This is a genomic window from Thalassospira tepidiphila MCCC 1A03514 (assembly GCF_001662875.1).
Taxonomy (GTDB): domain Bacteria; phylum Pseudomonadota; class Alphaproteobacteria; order Rhodospirillales; family Thalassospiraceae; genus Thalassospira; species Thalassospira tepidiphila.
Genome location: NZ_JPVZ01000003.1, coordinates 455,928 through 476,720, shown reverse-complemented (window position 1 = coordinate 476,720; position 20,793 = coordinate 455,928). Strand labels below are relative to the sequence as shown.

Below are 20,793 nucleotides of genomic sequence, written 5' to 3'. Positions count from 1 at the left end.
GCGTTCATTATGACGGGTCGCTCTCGCCAAACCAGCTATGAAGTCGGCTTGGAATGCTGACTTCGGCGCGACGACCGACATTACAGAAGGTCTCGGGGCGATCTTCAAAGCCGGATTCGGGAATATTGACGACCAAAAGGACTTCATCCTTCTTAAGCAACGGCGGCAAGGCTGCATATTCAAGTTCCGGCGATACCGCACGGGTCCCGATCACGCCGCTGATGATCCCTTCAAACGTTTCGGGTGATCCTTGCAGGCGAACCGAGACAACTGCCCCAATTTCCATCCGATCAGACAGGCTTTCATCGACCGGCACCTCGATGCGAATGTCTGAACAATCCAGAATTTTTGCCAAGTCATTGTTTTTGGTAACCGTCGCAAGTTCGGTGGCCATGCGCCGCCATATCAGCCCGTCAATCGGACTGCGCACCAGCATGGATTCGCGACGCCCCGCACGCGCACTTTCATCGCGGAGCTGCTTTTCAAGTGATGCCATGCGCCCGTTGGTTTCGGTCAGTTGCACATTCAGATCCGCAATCGCAAGAACGACTTCGTCAAGACGCTGCTGGGAATATGGCACATCATTTTGCCCGTCCCCGACAAAGACACCTTTTTCAAGCGCCCCGGATTCCTTGCGGTAACGTTCTTCATCGGCGCGTGCGCGCTCTACCTCTTGCTGGGCCTGTTCAAGCAGGCTTTCGGCTTCTTCCACGCGCGCCTTGGCGACATGGCCATCAGCCAACAGGGTTTTCTGCCGTGCAAGGCTCAGATCACGTTCCTTGACGACCGACATCCAGCCTTTCTGGCGGGCCGCTGCCTCAAGCATTTTGTAATGCAAGCTTTCCATTGAGCCGGTCACCATTTCACGGACGCGCTCGCCCAGTTCGCGGCGCAGGCCATTCAGGGTCGACAGCTTTTCAATCAACGCCGTTTTTCGCGACCGCAGCAGTTGGTATTCACCATCAAGCTGGGCAAGCAGCGCCTGGGGTTCGGTGTCATCGGTTATTCTTGTCACAATCGACCCGGCCGAAACGGGTTCTCCGACATCGGGGATTGCGCGAACAAGCTGACCACTGATCGGTGCCTGAATGGTCACCAATTTGGCATTCACAACGCCGTTCGGGCGAATATCAGAAACGGTAAGTGGTGCGAGTTGCCAGATCGCAATAACGACAATAGCCAAGGCGACAGTCAGACGGACAATCTGCCCCTTGGAAAAACGCAAGGCCATAAAACTACCTCAACCGGGTCTGGCATCACTGCCATATACAAACATCACCTTAGAATTTGTGAGTCGATTGGGTAGTTTCAAGGTTATCTATCGGAAATTAAATCACTTTATCGGCTGGCAGTGCGATTGATCGATCAAGAAACTGCATATATGCATCAAAGGATGATTTCTGGCCAAACAGAATGTGTGACCGGCTCTTGATGGCGTGCGAAACGACCGAGCGACGGCGTTTATCGGTCGCAAGCGTCAGGGCCGTGTCGACGAAGTCGGCCGAATGGTAGGCGACGCAATCAAAGACCGATATCTGGCGATAACAGGTATGGCTTCTGCGTGATCGTGCGGCGTTGCCCGGCAATGTAACAAGCGGCACACCAAGCCCCAGACAATCAAAGGCCAGCATCGCATCATTCCATGCCGGACTTTCAAGCACGACATCCACAGCACATAGAAGCGACAGCAAATCGGACCGGTTGCGCACATTCACAAACCGCATCCGACCGGCAACATCTGCGTGATTAATGGCAAACCGGCGTCCCCATGCCGCATCCCAGCTATCACGCTCCGGCGCAATCAACAGAAGCTCTGCGGTTTCATCCAGCCGCAAGATTTCGGCAATCAGCGGATCAAATTCGGCCGTCAGAACATCAAGCGGCTGCGGGCACAAATAGGTATTGCGGTCCTGCGCCAATCGCCAGCGCCGCTGCAACTCTGTTGTCGACATCTCGACAGGTTCGGGCGGGGTGGCATTCACAAACAAGCCCGGAAGGCGCACCAGCTTCTCGCTGAATCGCTTTTCACCGCCGGCTGTTTCCCAATCCTCGGCGATCAGGTGATAATCAATGTTGGAAAGACCACTGGTCGCTGCAATCCCGCCACCTGAAATCTGAAGCGGCGCCAAGCGCCAGCTTGCCAGCAACATCGTATAGGCATCCGCCTGTGGATCGACATAATGCAGAACATCAAGACCAAGCCCTGCAATCACCCGTGCCGAATGCAACGGATCAAGCGGCAATGGCACGACAAGGTCGGCATGTTCGTCAATGCGGGCGGTAATGTCGTCTTCGCCCGTCGGCGGACGAATGATTGTCACATCAAACCGGTCGCGATCAATCGCCTCTGCAAGGCCTTCGATCCAACGCCCGACGCCATTGTCACACATATTCGCCGAAACGATACCGATCCGGATTTTCCCACCGATCCGTGTGGCAGATGCACTGACTTCCGGCACATCATAACCTGACACCAGGCGTTCCCAATAATGGCCAACAGCGCGCAACTGTTTGTCCCCTTCCGGGCGCAATGCGGCGCGCCAGACCGGCGGAAAGCGGGTCAGAACAATGGGATCGATCCGGTCAGAACCAACAAATTCAAGGTCCGGCTCAAGCGCGTCTTCATCAAGCGTATCATCAAGAAGATCACGCACGACTTCATCATTCTGGGCGGCAAGATCGGTCGGCACGGGGGCAAACAACAAACGGCGTGCTGTGCGGAACAGCGCAGTATTCTCGCCCGCGGCAATTTTGCGATCTATGCCGCTTTGCAGGACCGACTGCGCAGAGCCTGTATCGCCTTCTTCAGCCAGCTCGACGGCAAGACGGAAAACCGCGTCATCACCACCACCGGCCCCGATGGCTGCGCCAAACTGTTCAACGGCCTCGCCATGACGGCCAACAAGGCTAAGCGCCTCGCCCATCATCAGCAGTAATTGCGGATCTTCCGGACTGTGGGCCAATAGCGGCTCAAGCGCACCAATCGCCTCAAGCCCCTGCCCGACACGCAAATTAAGCAACGCAAGCGTCCTGCGCGCCTTGGCGTCATCCGGATCAAGAGCCAGAACCTGCCGAAGGCAATGTTGCGCACCGGCAAACTGACCCAGTTGGAAAAGTGCATCGCCATAGGCGGTCAATGCGCGCGGATGTCCGGGTTCAAGCGATAGCGCACGGCGCAACGGCTCGCTTGCGGAAACTGTGCGGCCCTGATCCAATCGAATTTGCCCGATCAGAACCAATGCATTGACGATGTCGTCGCGCATCTTAAGCGCGGTCAAACAAGACGTTTCAGCGCCATCGATATCGCCCATTGCATATTGGCAGGCGGCATAATTGGCATGAATTTCGGCGACATCCGGGGCCAGTTCGAGCGCGCGTTCATAATTTTCCCGCGCGTCTTCAAGTTCATCAAGCTGGCGATAGGTATTGGCGATATTGCAATAAAGTGCCGGGGCATCCGGGCACAGACGAATGGCCCGCTTGAACGCACCAACGGCATCGCGCAATTTGCCGATGGCCTTAAGGGCCTGCGCGTGGTCATGCTGAATTTCTGCACTATTGGCATCGGCAATGGCGGCGCGCCCCATACGCTCTGCGGCCAGGGATTGATTACCATGGCGCATTGCAACGAGACCGGCCAGATGCATTGCCTCTGCGGCCTGTGGGAATGATCGGATCATTCGCTGACAGGATTCTTCTGCCTCTGCGTATCGACCTGCCTCATACAGGTTCAATGCAGAACGGTAGATGTCGGCAAAATCAGACAAGGAATACCTATTACCCAAGAGAAAGCAGATTTCGTCCCACCATAAGGTCCAACCGTTAACAAACCACGTCCTTGATGGAATTTTTCAAAACAATTCATGACGGCGAAGTCATCGCTGTTCTAATCGGTTGTAAGAACACCTTTTTCTGAAAAATCAGGAAAACTTCCCCACATACAGCATTGAAAAATAAAGAAACCCTCCGGAATTACCTCCGGAGGGTTTCAGTACAAAATATCAAATGCTGATCGTTGGGAATACTCAACCAGCGTGGCTGTAGTATCGACCAAACCGGTTTGCCAGAAAATCTTCCAGCCTGACTTCTTCTTGTCGCACGTAACCGGTTGCCGGCAATTTACCGGTCAGAACCATATCCATCACGGCACACAATCCGGCCGATGTCGTAATCTGGATTGCCGACCAGTCCATATCACCAACACGCGTGCCATGGACCTTGCGAATGAAGCTCTCTTCACAAAGCTCGCCGCGCCGCGTGCCGACAGCATCGGCAAAGATAACGATCACGTCCTGTTTGGTGACTGGCAGGGCATTTTCGAAGATTTGCTTCATCATCTCCGGGCGTTCGCCAAGTCTGAGGTCCTCGATCAGGATTTTAAGAATTTCCTGATGCCCCGGATACCGCACGGTCTTGTAGTCAAGGTTATCAACCTTGCCTTCAAGCATGTCACACAGCGCGCCCACGCCACCCGATGTATTGAAGGCCTCATACTCCGTACCGTCGATGGTAAAGCGCTCATAGCCTTCGAGGGGCAGCACTTCGACCCGTTTGCCATTCATGATCGCTTCACAAGGATTCAGATACTCGTTGATCAGCCCGTCGGTCGACCAGGTCAGGTTATATTTCAAACGGTTGGTCGGATTTTGCGGCAAAGCCCCGACACGCAAACGAAGCTTGTTTACATGATCAAATCGCTTGAACAAGTCATGTGCCGCAATGGAAATAAATCCCGGCGCCAGACCACATTGCGGCACAAAGGCACATTGCGCACCCTTGGAAATTTCGCGAATGGCGCGGGTGGTTTCGACATCTTCGGTAACGTCAAAATAGGATGCCCCAACCGCGCGTGCGACACGGGCAATCGCCACGTTCAAGAAGAACGGGCATGTCGACAGGATCGCATCATGTCCTTTGGCAACATCGGTGAGTGCGGTCTCATCCGTGACATCTACTTTTACCAAGGTCGCTGCGTTGTCTTCGGCACAGATTTCCAGCATTTCACCACTGGCATCGGCCAGCGTCACCGCATAATCGCCACTTTCATTGAGCATCACCGCAGCAATGCGACCAATTTTCCCGGCACCGAGGATCAAAATCTTTTTCATTTTCTCTAACTCCCGAACGAGCAGACACCTTCACCGTCGATGTCGTACCTGCCCTGATCATGTTTTGTTTTTGCCCGATAATGTTCCGCCGCTGGACGAACGCTTTCAACCCGGCAATACTGTCAAAACACAATAAAACCCCGTCATTTTAATGGGTAAAACCGATGAAACGTCAGATTGATGAAGTTGACCGCCAACTGATCGCACGCCTGCAGGAAAATGCCCGCATTCCTACCGCTGCCTTGGCACGTGAAGTCGGTCTGTCTCGCAGCGCCGTTCAGGAAAGGTTGGAACGCCTTGAAAAGGCAGAAGTCATCAAGGGTTACACCGTTCAGCTTGGCGATGTGGCAAAGCCCGTCTTGCTGGCAGAAGTCCTGATACAGCTTGAACAAAAGCAGTCGGCAGGCGTCGTGGGCGCGCTTCAGAAAGTCCCGCACTGCATTCGGTGCCTTGCGGTTTCAGGCGAATATGACCTGATTGCCGAGGTCGCCGCAAACACGCCCGAAGAACTTGATGGCGTGCTTGACCGGATCGGGGAAATGTCGGGGATAAAACGCACATCAAGTTCAATCATCCTTTCAACAAAGTTCGATCGCCGCTAAGATCGGCGCGGGGTTGGGGAAAACCTCTTTTCTGGAAGAAAACCGATTGAAATCAAAACGCAGATATTCAGTCCTTTCTGTACTGCTTGCCGGTTTTATCGCCACCAGTGTCTTTGGCGTCGGACTATCCCTTTATGTCGGTCTTGGAACGGCCTATGAAAACACCCGCAATCTGTGGGTGATGCTGGCTGATGTTGACCTGACATCGGTGCAGCGCACCATGCATGAACGCATGGACGAGGTCGAACAACGTTCTGACTGGGTCGCAGAACAGGTCGCCAGTGGCGCACTTGATCCAAGTTTTCAGTATGGCTGGACCAGCACAATGCGCGCCCTTGCGGCGGCAGACATGGGTGTCATGGCCTATGGGCTTGTGACCGGGGAACGTGAATTTATCGGCTTTAATCCCGAAGACATGAGCGACATTCGAAGAACCCTGCCCGAAGACGACATGCTGTTTTCCGAGCTTGCGCATATCCGCGGCCCTGTAAGCAACCGCACGGGCTATCCGCGTTGGGACCCCTATTTTGACCGCACCGTCCTGACAAGCTGGGTACCGCTGTTTTATGACGGGCAGTATCTTGGAACGTTCATTCAGTATCTGTCGCTGTCCAATCTGTCCGAAAGCCTCATCCGCGGGCGCGAAGATTTGCCAGGCACACCGTTTGTTCTGATTGGTGGCAATCGGGTCATGGCCCATCCGGGATTGCGCAACTGGGGGGAAAAAACGTCAACCGAGCCGGTTAATGGCGATAACATCGCCCGCAGCCCGATTCCCCTGCCCACCATTCATGACATTGGCGACCCTGTTCTTGCCAATATCGGAAAATCCGAGAGCATCCGGCTTGATCCCGATGACGAGCGCCACAACAGCGGCATTCGCCTTTCGGGGCTTGAGTACAATGATCGCTATCACCTGATCGTCACACGTCAGGTTCAAACCGCACCAATTTCACCGGTCGTAATCGGCATGTATTTTGACCAGGAATTGTTTGACGATGAATGGGACAGACTGGTTCTGGCCTCTGTTCTTGGCGGTGCCGTCTTTATCCTGTCAGTGATCGTTGCCATCGTCCTGTCGCGACACTTCACCAAGCCGATCCGCCGGTTTGCCAGTGCTGCGCGCGCCTTTGAAGACGAAGACATCGCATCAATCGATGTGCCGCAACTTAAAGGCAGCCGCATTCGTGAATATGACGATGCCGCGCGATCATTCAATCACATGATGATGGCCGTACATGATCGTGAACGTATCACCAGCCTGTTTGGTAAGTTCGTACCGCAATCCATTGCCAAAAAGCTGTTGGCATCGGGCAATGATTCCGGCGTCCTGCCGCCGCAAACCTCCGAAGCCACCGTCCTTTTTGTCGATATCGTCGGTTTCACTTCGATGTGCGAAAGCCTTGATCCGAAACAGATCATTGCGATGCTTAATGACTATTTCGACTGTGCGACGCAGATCATCGAACGTCATGGCGGCATCATTACCCAGTTCCAGGGCGATGCGATCCTTGCGGTCTATAACGTGTTTGATGACTTAAAGAACCACGCAGATGCCGCTGTCGATAGCGCCATTGCCCTGCAAAGCGAAGTCGAAAAGCGCAAGTTCGAGGGCCTTGAGTTAAAGGTTCGCTGTGGTGTGAATACCGGACCGATGGTTGCCGGGAATGTCGGCGCGAAAGCCCGTCTGTCATTCACTGTCCACGGGGATGCCGTCAATACAGCATCACGCCTTGAACAGGAAAACAAGGTTCTGGGAACACAAATCCTGATCTCGGAGACAACCCGCAACTTGCTGGCCGATCCTGATCGCGTTGCCAAGGCAGGCGATGTGCTTTTGCGCGGACGTCATACCACGACAGAGCTGTTTACAACCCGGCCCGACAAATAAAGAAAGGGGGCATTTGCTGCCCCCTTCATCATTCAAGGAATACAAACAACAAAACGCCGCATTGGATAAACCGATGCGGCGTTTTGTAAAACCTTAGAACAAGGTACCGGGAATTAACCCTGGCGCGCCTTGAAACGCGGGTTCTTTTTATTGATCACGTATACGCGGCCACGGCGGCGCACGATACGGCAGCCTTTTTCCCGCAGCTTCGCGGATTTCAATGAGTTCCGGATCTTCATAATCTTAAACCTTAGAAACTTGGCCCCTTCGAGGAAGCCGGAAAATAGAAGTACGACATGCCCCTGTCAACACCTAAAACAGGTTGCGGCGACAGAAAGTGGAACAAATCCCCTCTGCGTCGCCAGCAGCAGTCTCGGCTCAGGATCTTAAACCTGAGCACTCAGTTGATCGTTGCGTAGAACCGATAAAAGGCCAGGCTGCCATTTTCAAGCATTTTTACGCGATTCATCCACATTTCCATCTCTGGCTCCAGATAATCCATGATATCGGGGTCCAGACCGGCTTTCTGAATGTCTGAAAGCATCGTCATCCAGGCCAGTTTGATATGCTTCAGATGCGTTTCCGACTCATCCTTGGCAATACGGATATCAAATTTCAGCTGGCCAAGACGGGATTTGTACTCCTGTGCTGTCCACGGAAACAGCTCTTCGCCTTCAAGCCTAGCCCAATTTGCCAACTCATTTTCATCAAGATCACGCGTCAGAACATAATCTGTAACCAAAAGCTGCCCATGATCGCGCAGCGTTTCGGCCAAAGCTTTGAGAAAGGTTTCCTTTTCCGGGATCTTATAAAGCTCGCCATAGGAATAAACGACGTTGAAATAACCCTTGCGAAGCTCTGGCTGAAGCGGGTCAAGTGGTTGAACCGGGACTCTCTTTTGAACACCGGCCTGAACAGATCGTTCCATGCCCAGAAGTGCAAGCTCGCCGTCCGGCTCCAGCGCCGTCACCCAAACGCCAAGACGGTCTGCCAGCAAGCGGGCCACACCGCCAAGCTTTGCACCAATTTCAAGACAACTGAGTGTTTCATCAAGTGCCAGCGGCTTGGCAAGCTCAAGGGCGTATTCATGACCGCCCGGCATCATGATCCCGTGATCAAACAGTTTGTCATAAAGCCGGATACGATCCGGCGGCCAGCGACCGATTTCGTCATCAAGGGCAAGCTCACTAAGCTCCGGCTCGACCGGACGGGCAAGCCAGACACGCATCTTGCGCAACCAGTCGGTATAGGCATCGATTTCAAGCTGCAGAAGATAGTATTCAACAGGGTCGTCGTACCCTTCCCATTTCGCGCGCATCCGCGTGCCGAAATCAAGGTGATGTCCCGGCGGCATTTCGAATTCGGGTGCCTCGCCTTGGGCGACGCCAACGGAACCTCCGCCCTTTTCGGGCCCATCACCATCCGCATCAGACTTGCGTTGCCAAAATTTCAGTTTCAAGGCGTTTACCTGTTTGTTCGCATCGCGTGCACTTGCGATTCCTGAAAATATGGCAATTAGCCAAAAGTGACAACGTGTTAAGATTTCCAGCATATGATTGCACCGCGAAATACAATCGATAAAATTGTCGTTTGCTGGATTACTGCGCTGACAAGCATGCCTGACAGGAATTTTCATTCATCATGAACACCGATAACCTCGGCATTTATTATCGCATGCTGAACATTGCGCCGGGGGCGAGCGCAAAGGAAATCAAACTGGCCTATCGCAAACTGGCCTTTGAATTTCATCCGGACCGCAACACGGACCCGGACTCCGAGGACAGGTTCAAGGACATTACCGAAGCCTATGAAATCCTGATTGGCGAACGCAAACCGCCCAAGCAATCTGGCAATGCGCCCTCAGGAGCCCAAAAGTCCGGTACAACCAGCAACGGGACATCGACCGCTTATGGCCCGAACGCAGCGGGTCCGCAAAATGCGAACCGCCAGAAACAGGGCTTTGCTGGCGCCGGGCGCAAACAGGAAAAAGCCAAGGAAACTGCCGAGGAAAAGTTTGCCCGCGCCAATCAGGCCTACCGCGAACAGCAGGCCAAGGCCAATGCACGCAAAAGCAACATTCATCCCGGCGCGCGTCGCCACAAAGGCAAAAAGACCGAACCCAACGCTCAAGGCTTCATCCAGTGCGCGGTCACTGGCGTTGTATCGGCCCAACCCCGTCAGGTGGAATTCAAGGTCGTGCGTGGTTTTCTGAATTCCTGCAACATTGAAACCATCACCGCCAACCTTGCCCCCAAGGGCGCAAAACGCATGGCGCTTAAGGCCAGTTTCAAGACCTGGCTGCGCGGGTTTTGGGGCTGGAAGAGCTTTTTACCGGCCTGGAAGGCGATTGTTGGCAACATGCGGGGCGGCACTTTCCCGCCGGAAGGCAACGCCAAAATGCTGTTTACCCAGGCCAATGCCTTTGAACGGTCTGGCAACAAGCCGCTTGCGCGCGCTGTTCTGATGCAGGCGCTTGATTTTATCGGTTCGAACCGCTCTGCCCTTGCCGAACAGGTTCGCGCAACCCAGCGCCGTCTGGATGACGGACAACCCGCACGGCGCGTTCGCGACGAGTGGAAGCGTGCGGGCATGTTCGATGCCCTGCTCCATCTTAGTCCGCTGTTTTTGCTAATTTTTGCAGCCCTGATTGCCTTTGGCCCCGGCCAGGGATTTGTCACCCGTGACATCCCTGAACTGGTTGCCCGCCAAGGCACAGAGATCACCCGTCAGGTCAAGGACCTGATTGGCGAAGAACGCGAACCCTATTATGTCGATCGTGAACTTCTGAACCTTCGCGATGGCCCAAGTGTCAATGACACCATCATTCGCCGCCTGACGCGCTTTGAAACTGTCTATGTCGCAGGCGACAGTCAGGGATTCTGGATCGAAATCGAAACCAGCATCGGTGAAAACGGCTTTGTGAACCTTGACGCACTGGTTCCGGGAAATGGTTCTGATGCCCGCGATGCTTGGTGTGCTGAAAACAAATGCGACTGACCGGCTTCCCGATCAGTCGCATCAACGTCATCAAATCCGATTAAGGCCTTATCCCTTGGCCGGGATCGCCTTCAGTGCAGCCAGAAGATAGTCCCAGAAACGCGCAACGCTTGGCACATGGACGCATTCATCCGGGCTGTGCGCGCGTTTGATGGTCGGACCGAACGATACCATGTCCCAGTGCGGGTATTTCGATCCCAGTACGCCGCATTCAAGACCGGCGTGAATGACGCGAATTTCCGGCTCTTTGCCAAACATGTCCTTGTGAACCGCCTTCATCAGGCTGACCACTTCGCTGTTAGCATCAGGCTTCCAGCCCGGATAGGCATCGCCCCAGGCAACAGATGCGCCGATATTCTCAAATACCGCTGTTGCAACCTCACGCATGGCATCGCGCGCAGAATTGATCGAGCTACGCGCTGACAGCGTCACCTTGGCCTTACCATCGCCAAGCTTGACGATGGCAAGATTGATCGAGGTTTCAACAACGCCTTCGACTGAGGTACTCATGGCCTGAACACCGTTCGGCGCACCGACACAGGCATTGTTGAACGCCTCGGAGTCTTTTGCGCTCATTGCCTTTGCAGGGACATCTGCATTGGTTGCGGCAATGGCAAATTTCGGTTCAATCGCGCCGATTTCATCTTTGATGTCGCTGGCAAAAGCATTCAATGCCGCATCGAAATCAGACAACTTGCCTTCCGGCAGAACGATGGTCGCAAACGACTCCCGCGGGATGGCGTTGCGGGCGGTCCCGGCGTTGATTTTTACAATACGCGCATCAAAATCACGGATCGCGGTGCGCAGGAAACGCGCCATCAGTTTGTTGGCATTGCCAAGACCAAGGATGATGTCGATGCCGGAATGGCCACCTTTCAAACCTGTCAGCGCGATATCGCGGGCCACCTGCCCTGCGCCAACGGCTTCTTCGGTGTAGTCATAGCTTGCGACCAGATCACCACCGCCAGCACAACCAACACAAAGCTCGTACTCGTCTTCGGTATCAAGGTTCAGAAGGATTTCACCCTTAAGGCGGCCCGGTTCCAGGTTCATCGCACCGGTCAGGCCGCGTTCTTCATCAACCGTGAACAGAAGTTCAAGCGGGCCGTGTTCAAGACCGTCTTCGGTCATGAAGCCCATCATTGCCGCCGCACCGATACCGTTATCGGCACCAAGGGTGGTGTTATCGGCAGTAATCCAGTCCCCATCCATGACCATGCGGATCGGGTCGGTGTCGAAATTGTGGGTCGATCCGGAATTGGCCTGGGTCACCATGTCGACATGGGACTGCAAGATCACCATTTTGCGGTCTTCAAAGCCGGCAGTCGCCGGAACTGACACAACAAGGTTGCCACCGCTGTCGAGGAAATGCGCAAGCCCCTTGTCATCGGCCATCTTTTCCAGAAGTTTTAAAACAGCTTCTTCTTTATTGGAGGGACGCGGTGTATCGCAAAGTTTCTGGAAATTGTCCCAGATTGCGACAGGCGCAATTTTACGGATCTCGTTCACGGTGGCGCTCCTGGCAAATTTTCGTCTACGGGTTCTCACTTACCCAGACCTGTTGATTACCTTATTGCCGCGCGAATTTAAAGCGTGCCAAGGACGTTTTCGACCAAGCCACATACAAATTCGAAAAAACCGCATTCCGCGCGCAATTTACGCACGCAAAGCGGAAAAATGCGCAATATGATTTTAAGTTATTCGACACCAACGACCTGACTGCGGCGCTGCAACAGCATGACATCTCGCCATTGTCCGGCCAGCGGCCCATAGCCCATGCGCCCCAGGCCGCGCTTACGGCCGACGATCTCGAAGCCCAATGCCTTATGCAGGACTAGGCTTGCTTCGTTTTCCGGGAAAATACCGGCTTCAAGCGACCAGATACCATTTTCCTCGCTGGCAGCAATCAAGGCTGAAAGCAGCGCTTTGCCAACGCCCTTCCCGTGATGATTTGGGTCAACATAGACCGATATCTCGGCAATCCCGCGATAGACACAGCGATTTGAAACGCCAGATAACCCGGCCCAGCCAATGACGATGTCATTGTCGTCGCTGGCAACTAGCCGGCATTCCGACAAATGTCCCTGATCCCAGTCTTCCCAGGTTCCCGGATTTTCCTGAAACGTGGCATGACCCGATTTGATGGCCTGCCCATAGATTTCAACAACACGATTACCATCAGAAACGGTCATGGAACGAACACGCATTACGGCCTCGCACAGAAACTGCCACGCAATTACCAAACAGGTGCGGCATCGAATGTCAGGAAAACATGATGGAAAGCGATGATAATCGATGATCCGGTGATCAGCTATCTTGTTCTTGCCCGGCGAAGCGAAAGACAAGTTGATCACGTCCGGCATCCTTGGCGGCGTACATTGCTTCGTCTGCGACCTTCATCGCTTCTGACAATTCGATGAATTTTTGCCGGCCCTCGCCGCCGACCGTTGCGCCAAAGCTGGCCGTGACATTGACATACTCCGTACCGGACTTGTCAATTGGCACCCTGATTTCGCGGATCATGTTCGACAAACGCTCGCCAATGCGCTTGGTGACCGCAGCCGTCGCAGATGGCAGCAATACTGCAAATTCCTCACCACCCAGACGAACGACAAGATCGTCGTCACGCAACGCCTGACGCAATGTATCGGCAACCCTCTCAAGAACCCGGTCGCCCACCGCATGCCCGTGGGTATCATTCACATCCTTGAAGTAATCAAGATCAAGAACGATCAACCCGAACAGCCAGCTTTTATCCTTGAGATGGCGAATTTCGCGCAATCTGCTAACCGCGCTTTCAAAACCGCGACGGTTAAGCGCACGGGTCAACGCATCGGTTGATGCCAGGGTGTCTAGCATCTGCTCCTTGCGCTTGTGATCGGTAATATCAGTCGCCGATACCATGACACCGCCATCATCCATCATGTTCATGCGGATGTCGGCAAGACGGCCCGATGGTGTCTGCATTTCGTCGATATTGGCATGGCCATGCCCGTTTCGCATCATCTCGGCACAACATTCATGCAGTGCTGAAATATCAAATACCGGTTCGGATCCATCCGTTGTTTCTCCACCGAAAAGACGGGAAAACTCGTGATTGAAATGAATAACCTCAAGCTTGTCATCAAGCATCGCGACAGCCGACGGCACCATCCGGATCACTTCGGTTACCGCCTGTTCAAGGCTTGCTTTGGCCCGGACAAGTTGCTGATGCATTTCGACTTCGTCGCGAACATCATGGGCAGTCGTCAGGATCGCCGGTTTGCCGTCATACCAAAGAATGCGTTCATCGGTCAGGTCACGCCAGACCGAACTGCCATCATCGAGAATATCCCGAACACGGTGCCGGTCGCCGCGTCGTTCGCCGCTTAGAATTGCCGCGACATGGCGGATTGCGCGCGGACGATTTTCGTCGGGGATAAAGCGGAGGATATTGGGATTTTCCATAAAGGCACTGACGTCCTTTGCCCCCATTAGGCGGGCAAAGCTTTCATTAACGTACAATGCAGTCATGTTGCGATGGACCATCACACCAATGAAAGACCGCCCCAGCATATGGTCGACCTGCATCGCAGTCGTGCCATTGTCAATCATCTGTGCCGTGGTCAGGACCGCATTACCGCCTTCCCATTCGACGGTCTCGTCACTGATTTCCATCCAGACCGGCGTTCCATCCGTTCGGATATTATAGACTTTCTTCCAGCCGTGGAAACCGCTGCTTTTCTGGAAACTGTTGGAAAGCTTGTCCGCCTCGTGATGGAAACTGGGCGGAATATACTGGCGCATGTCCGGGTCGCTCATAAAGTCCGAGACATCGCGACGGCCCAGCATTTTCGCATAGGCATCGTTGACATACACAGCTTCGAGATCCTTGTGTACAACAACGCCCACGCGTGACCGCCCATACAGACGTGCGATTTCTGTTGGTTCGAACCGCATCAACGTCCTGTATCCCCCGACACATCTAAACCCTGAATGAAAGCACAGTTATCTAAGACTTGTTTCTCTGCGCACCATATTCGAAAGATTACATCAGTTTTGACGCAATTGAAACCGACGGATGCCACCCTCGCCCCGGCAAATATGGTCACGATGAGAAACATCATGCTATCAAATAACACCAGATCAGCCCGAATATATAAGAACTACAAAATATTAAGAGCAACGATAAATCAACTGAATAGATCGACAATGGCACATTTTCCGGGAGAAACACCGTGACAGAAATGAAATTTAAAATAATTGCCAAAAATCGAAGCTGGGACGGTTACTGCAAGATTGATGTCTATCAGTTGCAACATGACCGATTTGATGGTGGTCAAAGCCTTGTCCTGCAACGCGAAGTCCTTGAACGCGGACACGCCGTCGCCGTCCTGCCCTATGACCCGGTCCGCGATGAAGTTGTACTGATTGAACAATTCCGCCCCGGTGCCATTTCTGTCAACAACAGCGATCCAACAATGCCGGTCTGGCTGACCGAAATCGTTGCAGGCATCATAGAAGACGGCGAGACGGCAGAAGCTGTTGCACGCCGTGAAACGTTTGAAGAAGCTGGATGCGAACTTATCGGATCGCCAGAACTGATTTCGCATTATTACGTCACACCGGGATGCTCGACTGAAACGGTCCATCTCTTTTATGGTCAGGTCGATACCACCAATGTTGGCGGGCTGCATGGCGTCGCCGAGGAAGGTGAAGATATCCGCGTCTTCACAGTGTCGGCCGAAGAATGCTTTGCCATGTTGCAGAATGGACAACTCTGCAATGCAATGACGACCATCGCCGTTCAGTGGTTGATGCTAAACCGCGACCGACTTCGGCAGAATTCAGAGGCTTGAGGAAGCTGAAGCAATTATTCAGAAAAACAATAATCACACAAACTTTACGTTATATTTTTTAATCTGCCTTGACTTTTGTGTGCAAAAAGACCAATCAACTATCAAACACATTTGAAATCACCATGTTTGGAGTCTGTCATGGACATTCGCAATGGCACCATTGAAGCCATTGGCCGCACCCCGCTTGTGAAGCTTAAAAAGGTTTCCGAGCTGACGGGCTGCACCATTCTTGGCAAGGCGGAATACGCAAACCCGGGCGGGTCGGTCAAGGACCGCGCTGCCCTTGCCATCATTCGCGACGCCGAGGCGCACGGTCTTCTGAAACCGGGCGGCGTCATCGTCGAAGGTACGGCTGGCAACACCGGCATCGGTCTTGCCGTTGTCGGCAATGCGCTGGGCTATCGCACCGTGATCGTCATCCCGGAAACCCAAAGCCAGGAAAAGAAAGACCTGCTGCGGCTTCTCGGTGCGGATCTGCGCGAAGTTCCGGCTGTCCCCTATCGCGATCAGAACAACTATGTGCATGTTTCGCGCCGTTTGGCCGAAGAACTCGCACAGTCCGAACCCAATGGCGCAATCTGGGCAAACCAGTTTGACAACGTCGCCAACCGTCAGGGTCACATCGACACCACCGCCCCGGAAATCTGGGAACAAACCGACGGCAAGGTGGATGGCTTTATCTGTGCGGTTGGTACCGGCGGCACACTTGCCGGTGTTTCGATGGCGCTTAAGGATCGCAACAAAAACATCCAGATCGGCCTTGCCGATCCGATGGGTGCGGCCCTTTACAGCCACTACAAATTCGGTGAACTGAAATCCGAAGGCAGCTCGATCTCAGAGGGGATCGGTCAGGGTCGTATTACTGCCAACCTTGAAGGTGTTGAGATCAATCACCCGTTCCAGATCTCGGACGAGGAAATGCTGCCGATCGTCTTTGACCTGCTCAAGGAAGAAGGTCTGTGCATGGGTGGCTCGACCGGTATCAACGTCGCCGGTGCCGTACGCCTCGCCCGTGAACTCGGTCCGGGCAAAACCATTGTCACCATTCTTTGTGACCTTGGCACCCGCTATCAGAGCAAGCTTTGGAACCCGGCCTTCCTTAAGGAAAAAGGCCTTCCAACGCCTAATTGGCTCTAGGCCCGACACAAAGCCATCCAAAAAGATAAAACCCCCGTCCATCATGGCGGGGGTTTTTGTTTTGATCAGGCCGTTCTGGCAACCCGGGTTTGTGACTGACGCACAACCTTTGCCGCGCGCCCCCAAAGGTAAAGCCCGCATAACAGTGCGCAAAGCAACAGAGATCCGGCAAAGCCCGCAACCGCGTTCCATCCGCCCTGATCCCAGAACCAGCCACCCACCGATCCCATGATGCTTGATCCCAAATAATAGGCCAGAAGATACAGTGACGACGCATGCCCCTTGGCCGTTTCGGCAAGCCGCCCGACCCAGCCACTGGCAATCGAATGGGCAACGAAAAAACCACTGGTCAGGACAACAATCCCGCCAATGATCACCGACAGGCTGTCAGATACGGTCAGTCCGACACCAAGCGCCGCCAACAACAGCCCCACCACTAGGACAGGGCCACGTCCGATTTTGTCTGATAGCGCACCGGCAATCGATGAGGTCACCGACCCGCACAGATAGACCACAAAGATCAACCCAATCTGACTTTGCGACAGGCCATAGGGCGCATCCGAAAGACGGAAGCCGACATAGTTAAACACCGTCACAAAGCAGCCCATGGCAAAGGCACCGATCAGGAACACAAACGGCAAACCCGCATGTTTCAGATGCCCGCCCCAGGCCCGCAGGTGATACCCCACCTGAAATCCCGGACGTTTTACAAAGTTCCGCGATGCCGGCAACAGAACGGCAAACCCAAGGGCCGCGATAAGGCCCAATGCCCCCATCGCGCCAAGGGCAACATGCCAGCCAAACAGATCGGTCAGGAAACCGATCACGACACGGCCACTTAGGCCGCCGATCGCCGTGCCACTAATATAAATACCCATCGTCATGCCAAGGCCTTTGGGATCGATTTCCTCGGCCAAATAGGCCATCGCAACGGCCGGAACCCCGCCCAGCATCAGACCTTCCAGCGCACGCACCACAAGAAAGGCATGCCAATCGGAAAGAAACGGCGCGATCAGGTTCAAAACCGAAGCCACACAGATAGAGATCAGCATCAATTGCTTGCGCCCGACGGCCTCGGACACAGCACCGGCCAGCAAAATGGCAAAGGCCAGAAACCCGGTGGTCAATGAGAGTGCGAGCGAGCTTTCAGCCGGTCCAACCACAAAGTGGTTTGCAAGTTCCGGCAACAGTGGCTGCACACAGTAAATCAGTGAAAAGGTCGCGTATCCGGCCAAAAACAGTGCAATGCTGATACGGCGAAATGCGGCCGATCCCGGTTTAATCCACACCGGATCGGCAGACGCATTTGCGTTGGTGGACGCGAGCGGGCTTTGCGAACGTATGGGGGGCGTTGCATCAGATGACGCCGTATCAGCAGCACTATCAGAATGTTGTTCTGGGTCATTGTCCCGGGAAACAGACATTTGCGACCTCTTTTGGAATGGTTCGTGGGGTGACGCTTATGATTGCACTATCGCGCCTATCCGTCCAATATATGGTACTGTCTTCTGTGATATCTTTTGGATATACCACCAATGGAACTGCGCCATATCCGCTACTTCCTTGCCGTCGCCCGCGAGGGAAATTTTACCCGTGCTGCGGCCCGCATCGGCATCGGGCAGCCACCGCTTAGTCAGCAAATCCGCGATCTGGAAAATGAAATCGGCACGGCCCTTTTTCATCGCGTCCCCCATGGCGCAGAACTGACGGAGGCAGGCATGGCGTTTCTTGAGGTCGTCGCCCAATTTCCTGATCTGGCAGAGCGCGCCATTCGTGCCGCCCAACGTGCCGGGCGCGGCGAAGTCGGATCGATCCGGGTTGGCTTCACGGCGTCCGCTGCATTCAGCCCGTCTGTTCCGCGCGTGTTCCGTGATTTTCGGCGCAGTTATCCCGGCGTTGAAATGACGCTCGAAGAAGCCAACTCCGCACAGCTTGTCGCCGGCCTGCGAGATGAACGCCTTGATGCTGTATTTCTGCGCCAGGATACGATTGCGGGCGATGGCATTCGCCTGCATGTGATTTCAAGCGAACCGATGGTGCTTGTCCTACCCTCCGGTCACCCGGCCGCCCAACGTGAAAAGGTCGCCCTGTCCGAACTCCGTGACGAGGCCCTGATCCTGACCCCACGCGCGGTCGGCCCAACCCATTACGACAAGGTCGTCACCGCCTGCCGGGACGCCGGGTTTGAGCCGCAAATGGGCCAGATCGCTCCGCAGCTTGGGTCCGTGATCAATTTCGTTGCGGCCGAGCTTGGCTTTTCGCTGGTTCCCAAACCAATGACGCAGCTTCAGGCAAAGGGTGTCGCCTATCGCGAAATAGAAGGCGAAGTGCCGATTGCACAGCTTTCACTGGCTTATCGCAGCAACGATATCTCGATTGCTCTTCGCAATTTCGTCAGCCGTACGCTTGTCGCCCACAGACAGCCAAGAATTGATGAATAGACGAAAAGCTATGTTTTAATTCAGATACTGGCGATCTTCTTCCGAACAAAACTGACAAGTATGTCAGAAGAAGCACAAAGCGATTGCGCAGCAGTATCAATCACCAGATCCACATCCGGCCAGGGGTGATATTCACGATCACAGACCTTTTTCCAGTCGGGCAGTTTCAGGTTTTCTATGTCACCCTTTCGGGTTTCAACCCGGTAACGATGCTCATCAACATCAGAACAAATCAGTTCAATCTGCACAAAAGGCTTGTCTGCGATTATCGCGGCTTCTCGCCACGCGGCGCGGGATAATTCGATCGGATTTACCGCATCGCCGATCACAAGGTGGCCAAGGCGCAGATTATCTGTCGCGATCCGGTTTGCAGCGACATACCCAACCGGGCCCATTTCATCGGATGGCACGACACCGCAATCAATAACAGCCTGCTCGATTGTATCAATTCGCAGATGGATCGCGCCAAGTTCCTGAGCCGCCAATCTGGCAATTGACGTTTTGCCGACACCGGGCAATCCACCAAGAATAATCAACATTTTCAACGTCCCTTGATTGTGCCTGTATATGAACATTCCAGTTAGGGACTGGCAAGATGGTTCATTCACGCTAGATTAATGCCAACTGTGAAATCAGGCGCGCCGCAGATATGTAACTTCTGCGATGTCCGCGCCAAACCGAAAGTCTGGCTATGCTAAGATATTCCCTTCTTGATCTTTGCCCGGTAAATGCGGGTGAACATCCCTCTGATGCGCTGCGCAATACACTTGCCCTCGCCCAACATGCCGAAAAGCTTGGCTATCATCGTTATTGGCTGGCCGAACATCACAATATGCCCGGCATTGCCAGTGCCGCGACGTCTGTTGTCATGGCCCATGTCGCCGCTGGCACCAAAACCATTCGCGTCGGATCAGGTGGTGTGATGCTGCCCAACCATGCGCCGCTGGTGATTGCCGAACAGTTCGGCACCCTTGATGCGCTTCATCCGGGCCGTATTGATCTGGGCATTGGCCGGGCACCAGGCACGGATCAACGCACCGCAGCCGCCCTTCGCCGTGACATGCATGGCTCCGAGGAACGCTTTATTCAGGATGTATTGCAGGTTCAGGCCTTCCTCGCCCCGCTTGAAGGCAACCCGCCAATCCGCGCCGTGCCGGGCTATGGGTCGCAGGTCCCGATGTGGCTTTTGGGCAGCAGCCTGTTTTCAGCCGATCTTGCCGCACGCCTTGGCCTGCCCTTTGCCTTTGCATCGCACTTTGCACCCGACATGCTGATGGATGCCCTGACCCTTTATCGCAACCGCTTTGAGCCAAGCGAAGCCCTTGATAAGCCCTATGCAGTTGCCGCGATGGGTTTCTTTGCGGCTGACACCGACGAGGAAGGCGAATATCTGGCCACCTCGATGCAGCAGCAGTTCCTGAACCTGCGCCGCGGGACACCGGGCCAATTGCCAAAACCGGTCAAGGATATGAGCGAAATCTGGAACCGCGTCGAAAAGGCTGGCGTTGATCTCGCCATGCGCTATGCCGCAATCGGCGGGCGCGATACGGTGCGCAAGAAACTGCGCGAATTCGCCTATATGACCAAGGCCGACGAAGTCATGGTCACCGCCAACATCTATGATCAGGCGGCACGCCTGAAATCCTTTGAAATCGCTGCCGAGCTGTTTGGCGAAATGAACGCAAAGTCTGAGAACAAAGACTGCGCCTAAGGCCATGCGGCACCTTAATTTCTGCAAATGCCGGGTTCCTCTGTGAATCCGGCATTTTGCTTTCATCA

Annotated in this window: 17 protein-coding genes; 7 read left to right on the top strand and 10 right to left on the bottom strand. The window is 54.2% G+C overall.

Going from position 1 to position 20,793, the window contains the following annotated elements; all coding sequences use genetic code 11:
- Positions 1–7: 7 nt before the first annotated feature.
- From TH4_RS09530 to TH4_RS09520, 3 genes are all read right to left on the bottom strand, one after another.
- The gene (locus TH4_RS09530) at positions 8–1,231 is read right to left on the bottom strand and encodes an HlyD family secretion protein (protein WP_064780838.1); all 1,224 of its coding nucleotides are present in this window, start codon (positions 1,229–1,231) and stop codon (positions 8–10) included.
- 97 nt (positions 1,232–1,328) lie between these two features.
- A complete protein-coding gene (locus tag TH4_RS09525; protein WP_245227819.1) occupies positions 1,329–3,734 on the bottom strand; it encodes a tetratricopeptide repeat protein in 2,406 nt (801 codons plus the stop codon).
- 291 nt (positions 3,735–4,025) lie between these two features.
- The gene (locus TH4_RS09520) at positions 4,026–5,132 is read right to left on the bottom strand and encodes a saccharopine dehydrogenase family protein (RefSeq protein ID WP_280806645.1); all 1,107 of its coding nucleotides are present in this window, start codon (positions 5,130–5,132) and stop codon (positions 4,026–4,028) included.
- A gap of 140 nt (positions 5,133–5,272) precedes the next feature.
- On the opposite strand from TH4_RS09520, the gene TH4_RS09515 reads away from it, so the two are divergent.
- Together TH4_RS09515 and TH4_RS09510 are read left to right on the top strand one after the other, a co-directional pair.
- Positions 5,273–5,710 carry an Lrp/AsnC family transcriptional regulator gene (locus tag TH4_RS09515; RefSeq protein WP_008890855.1) on the top strand — a complete coding sequence of 146 codons (438 nt, stop codon included), beginning with the start codon at positions 5,273–5,275 and terminating at the stop codon, positions 5,708–5,710.
- A gap of 46 nt (positions 5,711–5,756) precedes the next feature.
- Entirely contained in the window at positions 5,757–7,601 is a 1,845-nt protein-coding gene (locus TH4_RS09510) for an adenylate/guanylate cyclase domain-containing protein (RefSeq protein ID WP_245227808.1), read from the top strand.
- 113 nt (positions 7,602–7,714) lie between these two features.
- Here the strand turns inward: TH4_RS09510 and ykgO are convergent, their stop codons facing one another.
- Together ykgO and TH4_RS09500 are read right to left on the bottom strand one after the other, a co-directional pair.
- Positions 7,715–7,840 carry a type B 50S ribosomal protein L36 gene (gene ykgO, locus TH4_RS09505; protein ID WP_007090004.1) on the bottom strand — a complete coding sequence of 42 codons (126 nt, stop codon included), beginning with the start codon at positions 7,838–7,840 and terminating at the stop codon, positions 7,715–7,717.
- A 161-nt stretch (positions 7,841–8,001) separates the two neighbouring features.
- The gene (locus TH4_RS09500) at positions 8,002–9,060 is read right to left on the bottom strand and encodes a methyltransferase domain-containing protein (RefSeq protein ID WP_245227805.1); all 1,059 of its coding nucleotides are present in this window, start codon (positions 9,058–9,060) and stop codon (positions 8,002–8,004) included.
- A 182-nt stretch (positions 9,061–9,242) separates the two neighbouring features.
- Between TH4_RS09500 and TH4_RS09495 the strand changes: the two genes are divergently transcribed.
- Complete coding sequence (locus TH4_RS09495) at positions 9,243–10,598, top strand: DnaJ domain-containing protein (RefSeq protein ID WP_064780831.1); 1,356 nt, start codon at positions 9,243–9,245, stop codon at positions 10,596–10,598.
- A gap of 48 nt (positions 10,599–10,646) precedes the next feature.
- On the opposite strand, the gene TH4_RS09490 is transcribed toward TH4_RS09495, so the two are convergent.
- The 3 genes from TH4_RS09490 to TH4_RS09480 all read right to left on the bottom strand — a co-directional run bounded on the left by TH4_RS09490 (position 10,647) and on the right by TH4_RS09480 (position 14,537).
- Entirely contained in the window at positions 10,647–12,107 is a 1,461-nt protein-coding gene (locus tag TH4_RS09490; RefSeq protein WP_064780829.1) for an aminoacyl-histidine dipeptidase, read from the bottom strand.
- A gap of 188 nt (positions 12,108–12,295) precedes the next feature.
- Positions 12,296–12,805, bottom strand: coding sequence for a GNAT family N-acetyltransferase (locus TH4_RS09485; protein WP_064780827.1), 510 nt, complete (start codon positions 12,803–12,805; stop codon positions 12,296–12,298).
- A 100-nt stretch (positions 12,806–12,905) separates the two neighbouring features.
- On the bottom strand, positions 12,906–14,537 hold the full coding sequence (locus TH4_RS09480) for a sensor domain-containing diguanylate cyclase (protein ID WP_064780825.1): 1,632 nt from the start codon (positions 14,535–14,537) through the stop codon (positions 12,906–12,908).
- A gap of 287 nt (positions 14,538–14,824) precedes the next feature.
- Between TH4_RS09480 and TH4_RS09475 the strand changes: the two genes are divergently transcribed.
- Both TH4_RS09475 and TH4_RS09470 read left to right on the top strand, forming a co-directional pair.
- Positions 14,825–15,436, top strand: coding sequence for an NUDIX domain-containing protein (locus TH4_RS09475; protein ID WP_064780823.1), 612 nt, complete (start codon positions 14,825–14,827; stop codon positions 15,434–15,436).
- Positions 15,437–15,574: 138 nt separating this feature from the next.
- Entirely contained in the window at positions 15,575–16,573 is a 999-nt protein-coding gene (locus TH4_RS09470) for a cysteine synthase A (RefSeq protein WP_064780821.1), read from the top strand.
- 65 nt (positions 16,574–16,638) lie between these two features.
- Here TH4_RS09470 and TH4_RS09465 read toward each other — a convergent pair whose 3' ends face one another.
- Positions 16,639–17,997 carry an MFS transporter gene (locus TH4_RS09465; RefSeq protein WP_157097733.1) on the bottom strand — a complete coding sequence of 453 codons (1,359 nt, stop codon included), beginning with the start codon at positions 17,995–17,997 and terminating at the stop codon, positions 16,639–16,641.
- 111 nt (positions 17,998–18,108) lie between these two features.
- Between TH4_RS09465 and TH4_RS09460 the strand changes: the two genes are divergently transcribed.
- Positions 18,109–19,014, top strand: a complete 906-nt coding sequence (locus tag TH4_RS09460; RefSeq protein WP_064780819.1) for a LysR family transcriptional regulator — start codon at positions 18,109–18,111, stop codon at positions 19,012–19,014.
- A 20-nt stretch (positions 19,015–19,034) separates the two neighbouring features.
- On the opposite strand, the gene TH4_RS09455 is transcribed toward TH4_RS09460, so the two are convergent.
- The gene (locus tag TH4_RS09455) at positions 19,035–19,553 is read right to left on the bottom strand and encodes a P-loop nucleotide/nucleoside kinase family protein (protein WP_064780817.1); all 519 of its coding nucleotides are present in this window, start codon (positions 19,551–19,553) and stop codon (positions 19,035–19,037) included.
- Positions 19,554–19,705: 152 nt separating this feature from the next.
- On the opposite strand from TH4_RS09455, the gene TH4_RS09450 reads away from it, so the two are divergent.
- Positions 19,706–20,725, top strand: coding sequence for an LLM class flavin-dependent oxidoreductase (locus TH4_RS09450; protein WP_064780815.1), 1,020 nt, complete (start codon positions 19,706–19,708; stop codon positions 20,723–20,725).
- Positions 20,726–20,793 lie beyond the last annotated feature (68 nt).

Coding starts and splice junctions, on each gene's coding strand:
- TH4_RS09530 (WP_064780838.1), bottom strand. CDS start 1,231: ATGGCCTTGCGTTTTTCCAAGGGGCAGATTGTCCGTCTGACTGTCGCC.
- TH4_RS09515 (WP_008890855.1), top strand. CDS start 5,273: ATGAAACGTCAGATTGATGAAGTTGACCGCCAACTGATCGCACGCCTG.
- ykgO (WP_007090004.1), bottom strand. CDS start 7,840: ATGAAGATCCGGAACTCATTGAAATCCGCGAAGCTGCGGGAAAAAGGC.
- TH4_RS09495 (WP_064780831.1), top strand. CDS start 9,243: ATGAACACCGATAACCTCGGCATTTATTATCGCATGCTGAACATTGCG.
- TH4_RS09485 (WP_064780827.1), bottom strand. CDS start 12,805: ATGCGTGTTCGTTCCATGACCGTTTCTGATGGTAATCGTGTTGTTGAA.
- TH4_RS09480 (WP_064780825.1), bottom strand. CDS start 14,537: ATGCGGTTCGAACCAACAGAAATCGCACGTCTGTATGGGCGGTCACGC.
- TH4_RS09475 (WP_064780823.1), top strand. CDS start 14,825: ATGAAATTTAAAATAATTGCCAAAAATCGAAGCTGGGACGGTTACTGC.
- TH4_RS09470 (WP_064780821.1), top strand. CDS start 15,575: ATGGACATTCGCAATGGCACCATTGAAGCCATTGGCCGCACCCCGCTT.
- TH4_RS09465 (WP_157097733.1), bottom strand. CDS start 17,997: ATGTCTGTTTCCCGGGACAATGACCCAGAACAACATTCTGATAGTGCT.
- TH4_RS09460 (WP_064780819.1), top strand. CDS start 18,109: ATGGAACTGCGCCATATCCGCTACTTCCTTGCCGTCGCCCGCGAGGGA.
- TH4_RS09455 (WP_064780817.1), bottom strand. CDS start 19,553: ATGTTGATTATTCTTGGTGGATTGCCCGGTGTCGGCAAAACGTCAATT.
- TH4_RS09450 (WP_064780815.1), top strand. CDS start 19,706: ATGCTAAGATATTCCCTTCTTGATCTTTGCCCGGTAAATGCGGGTGAA.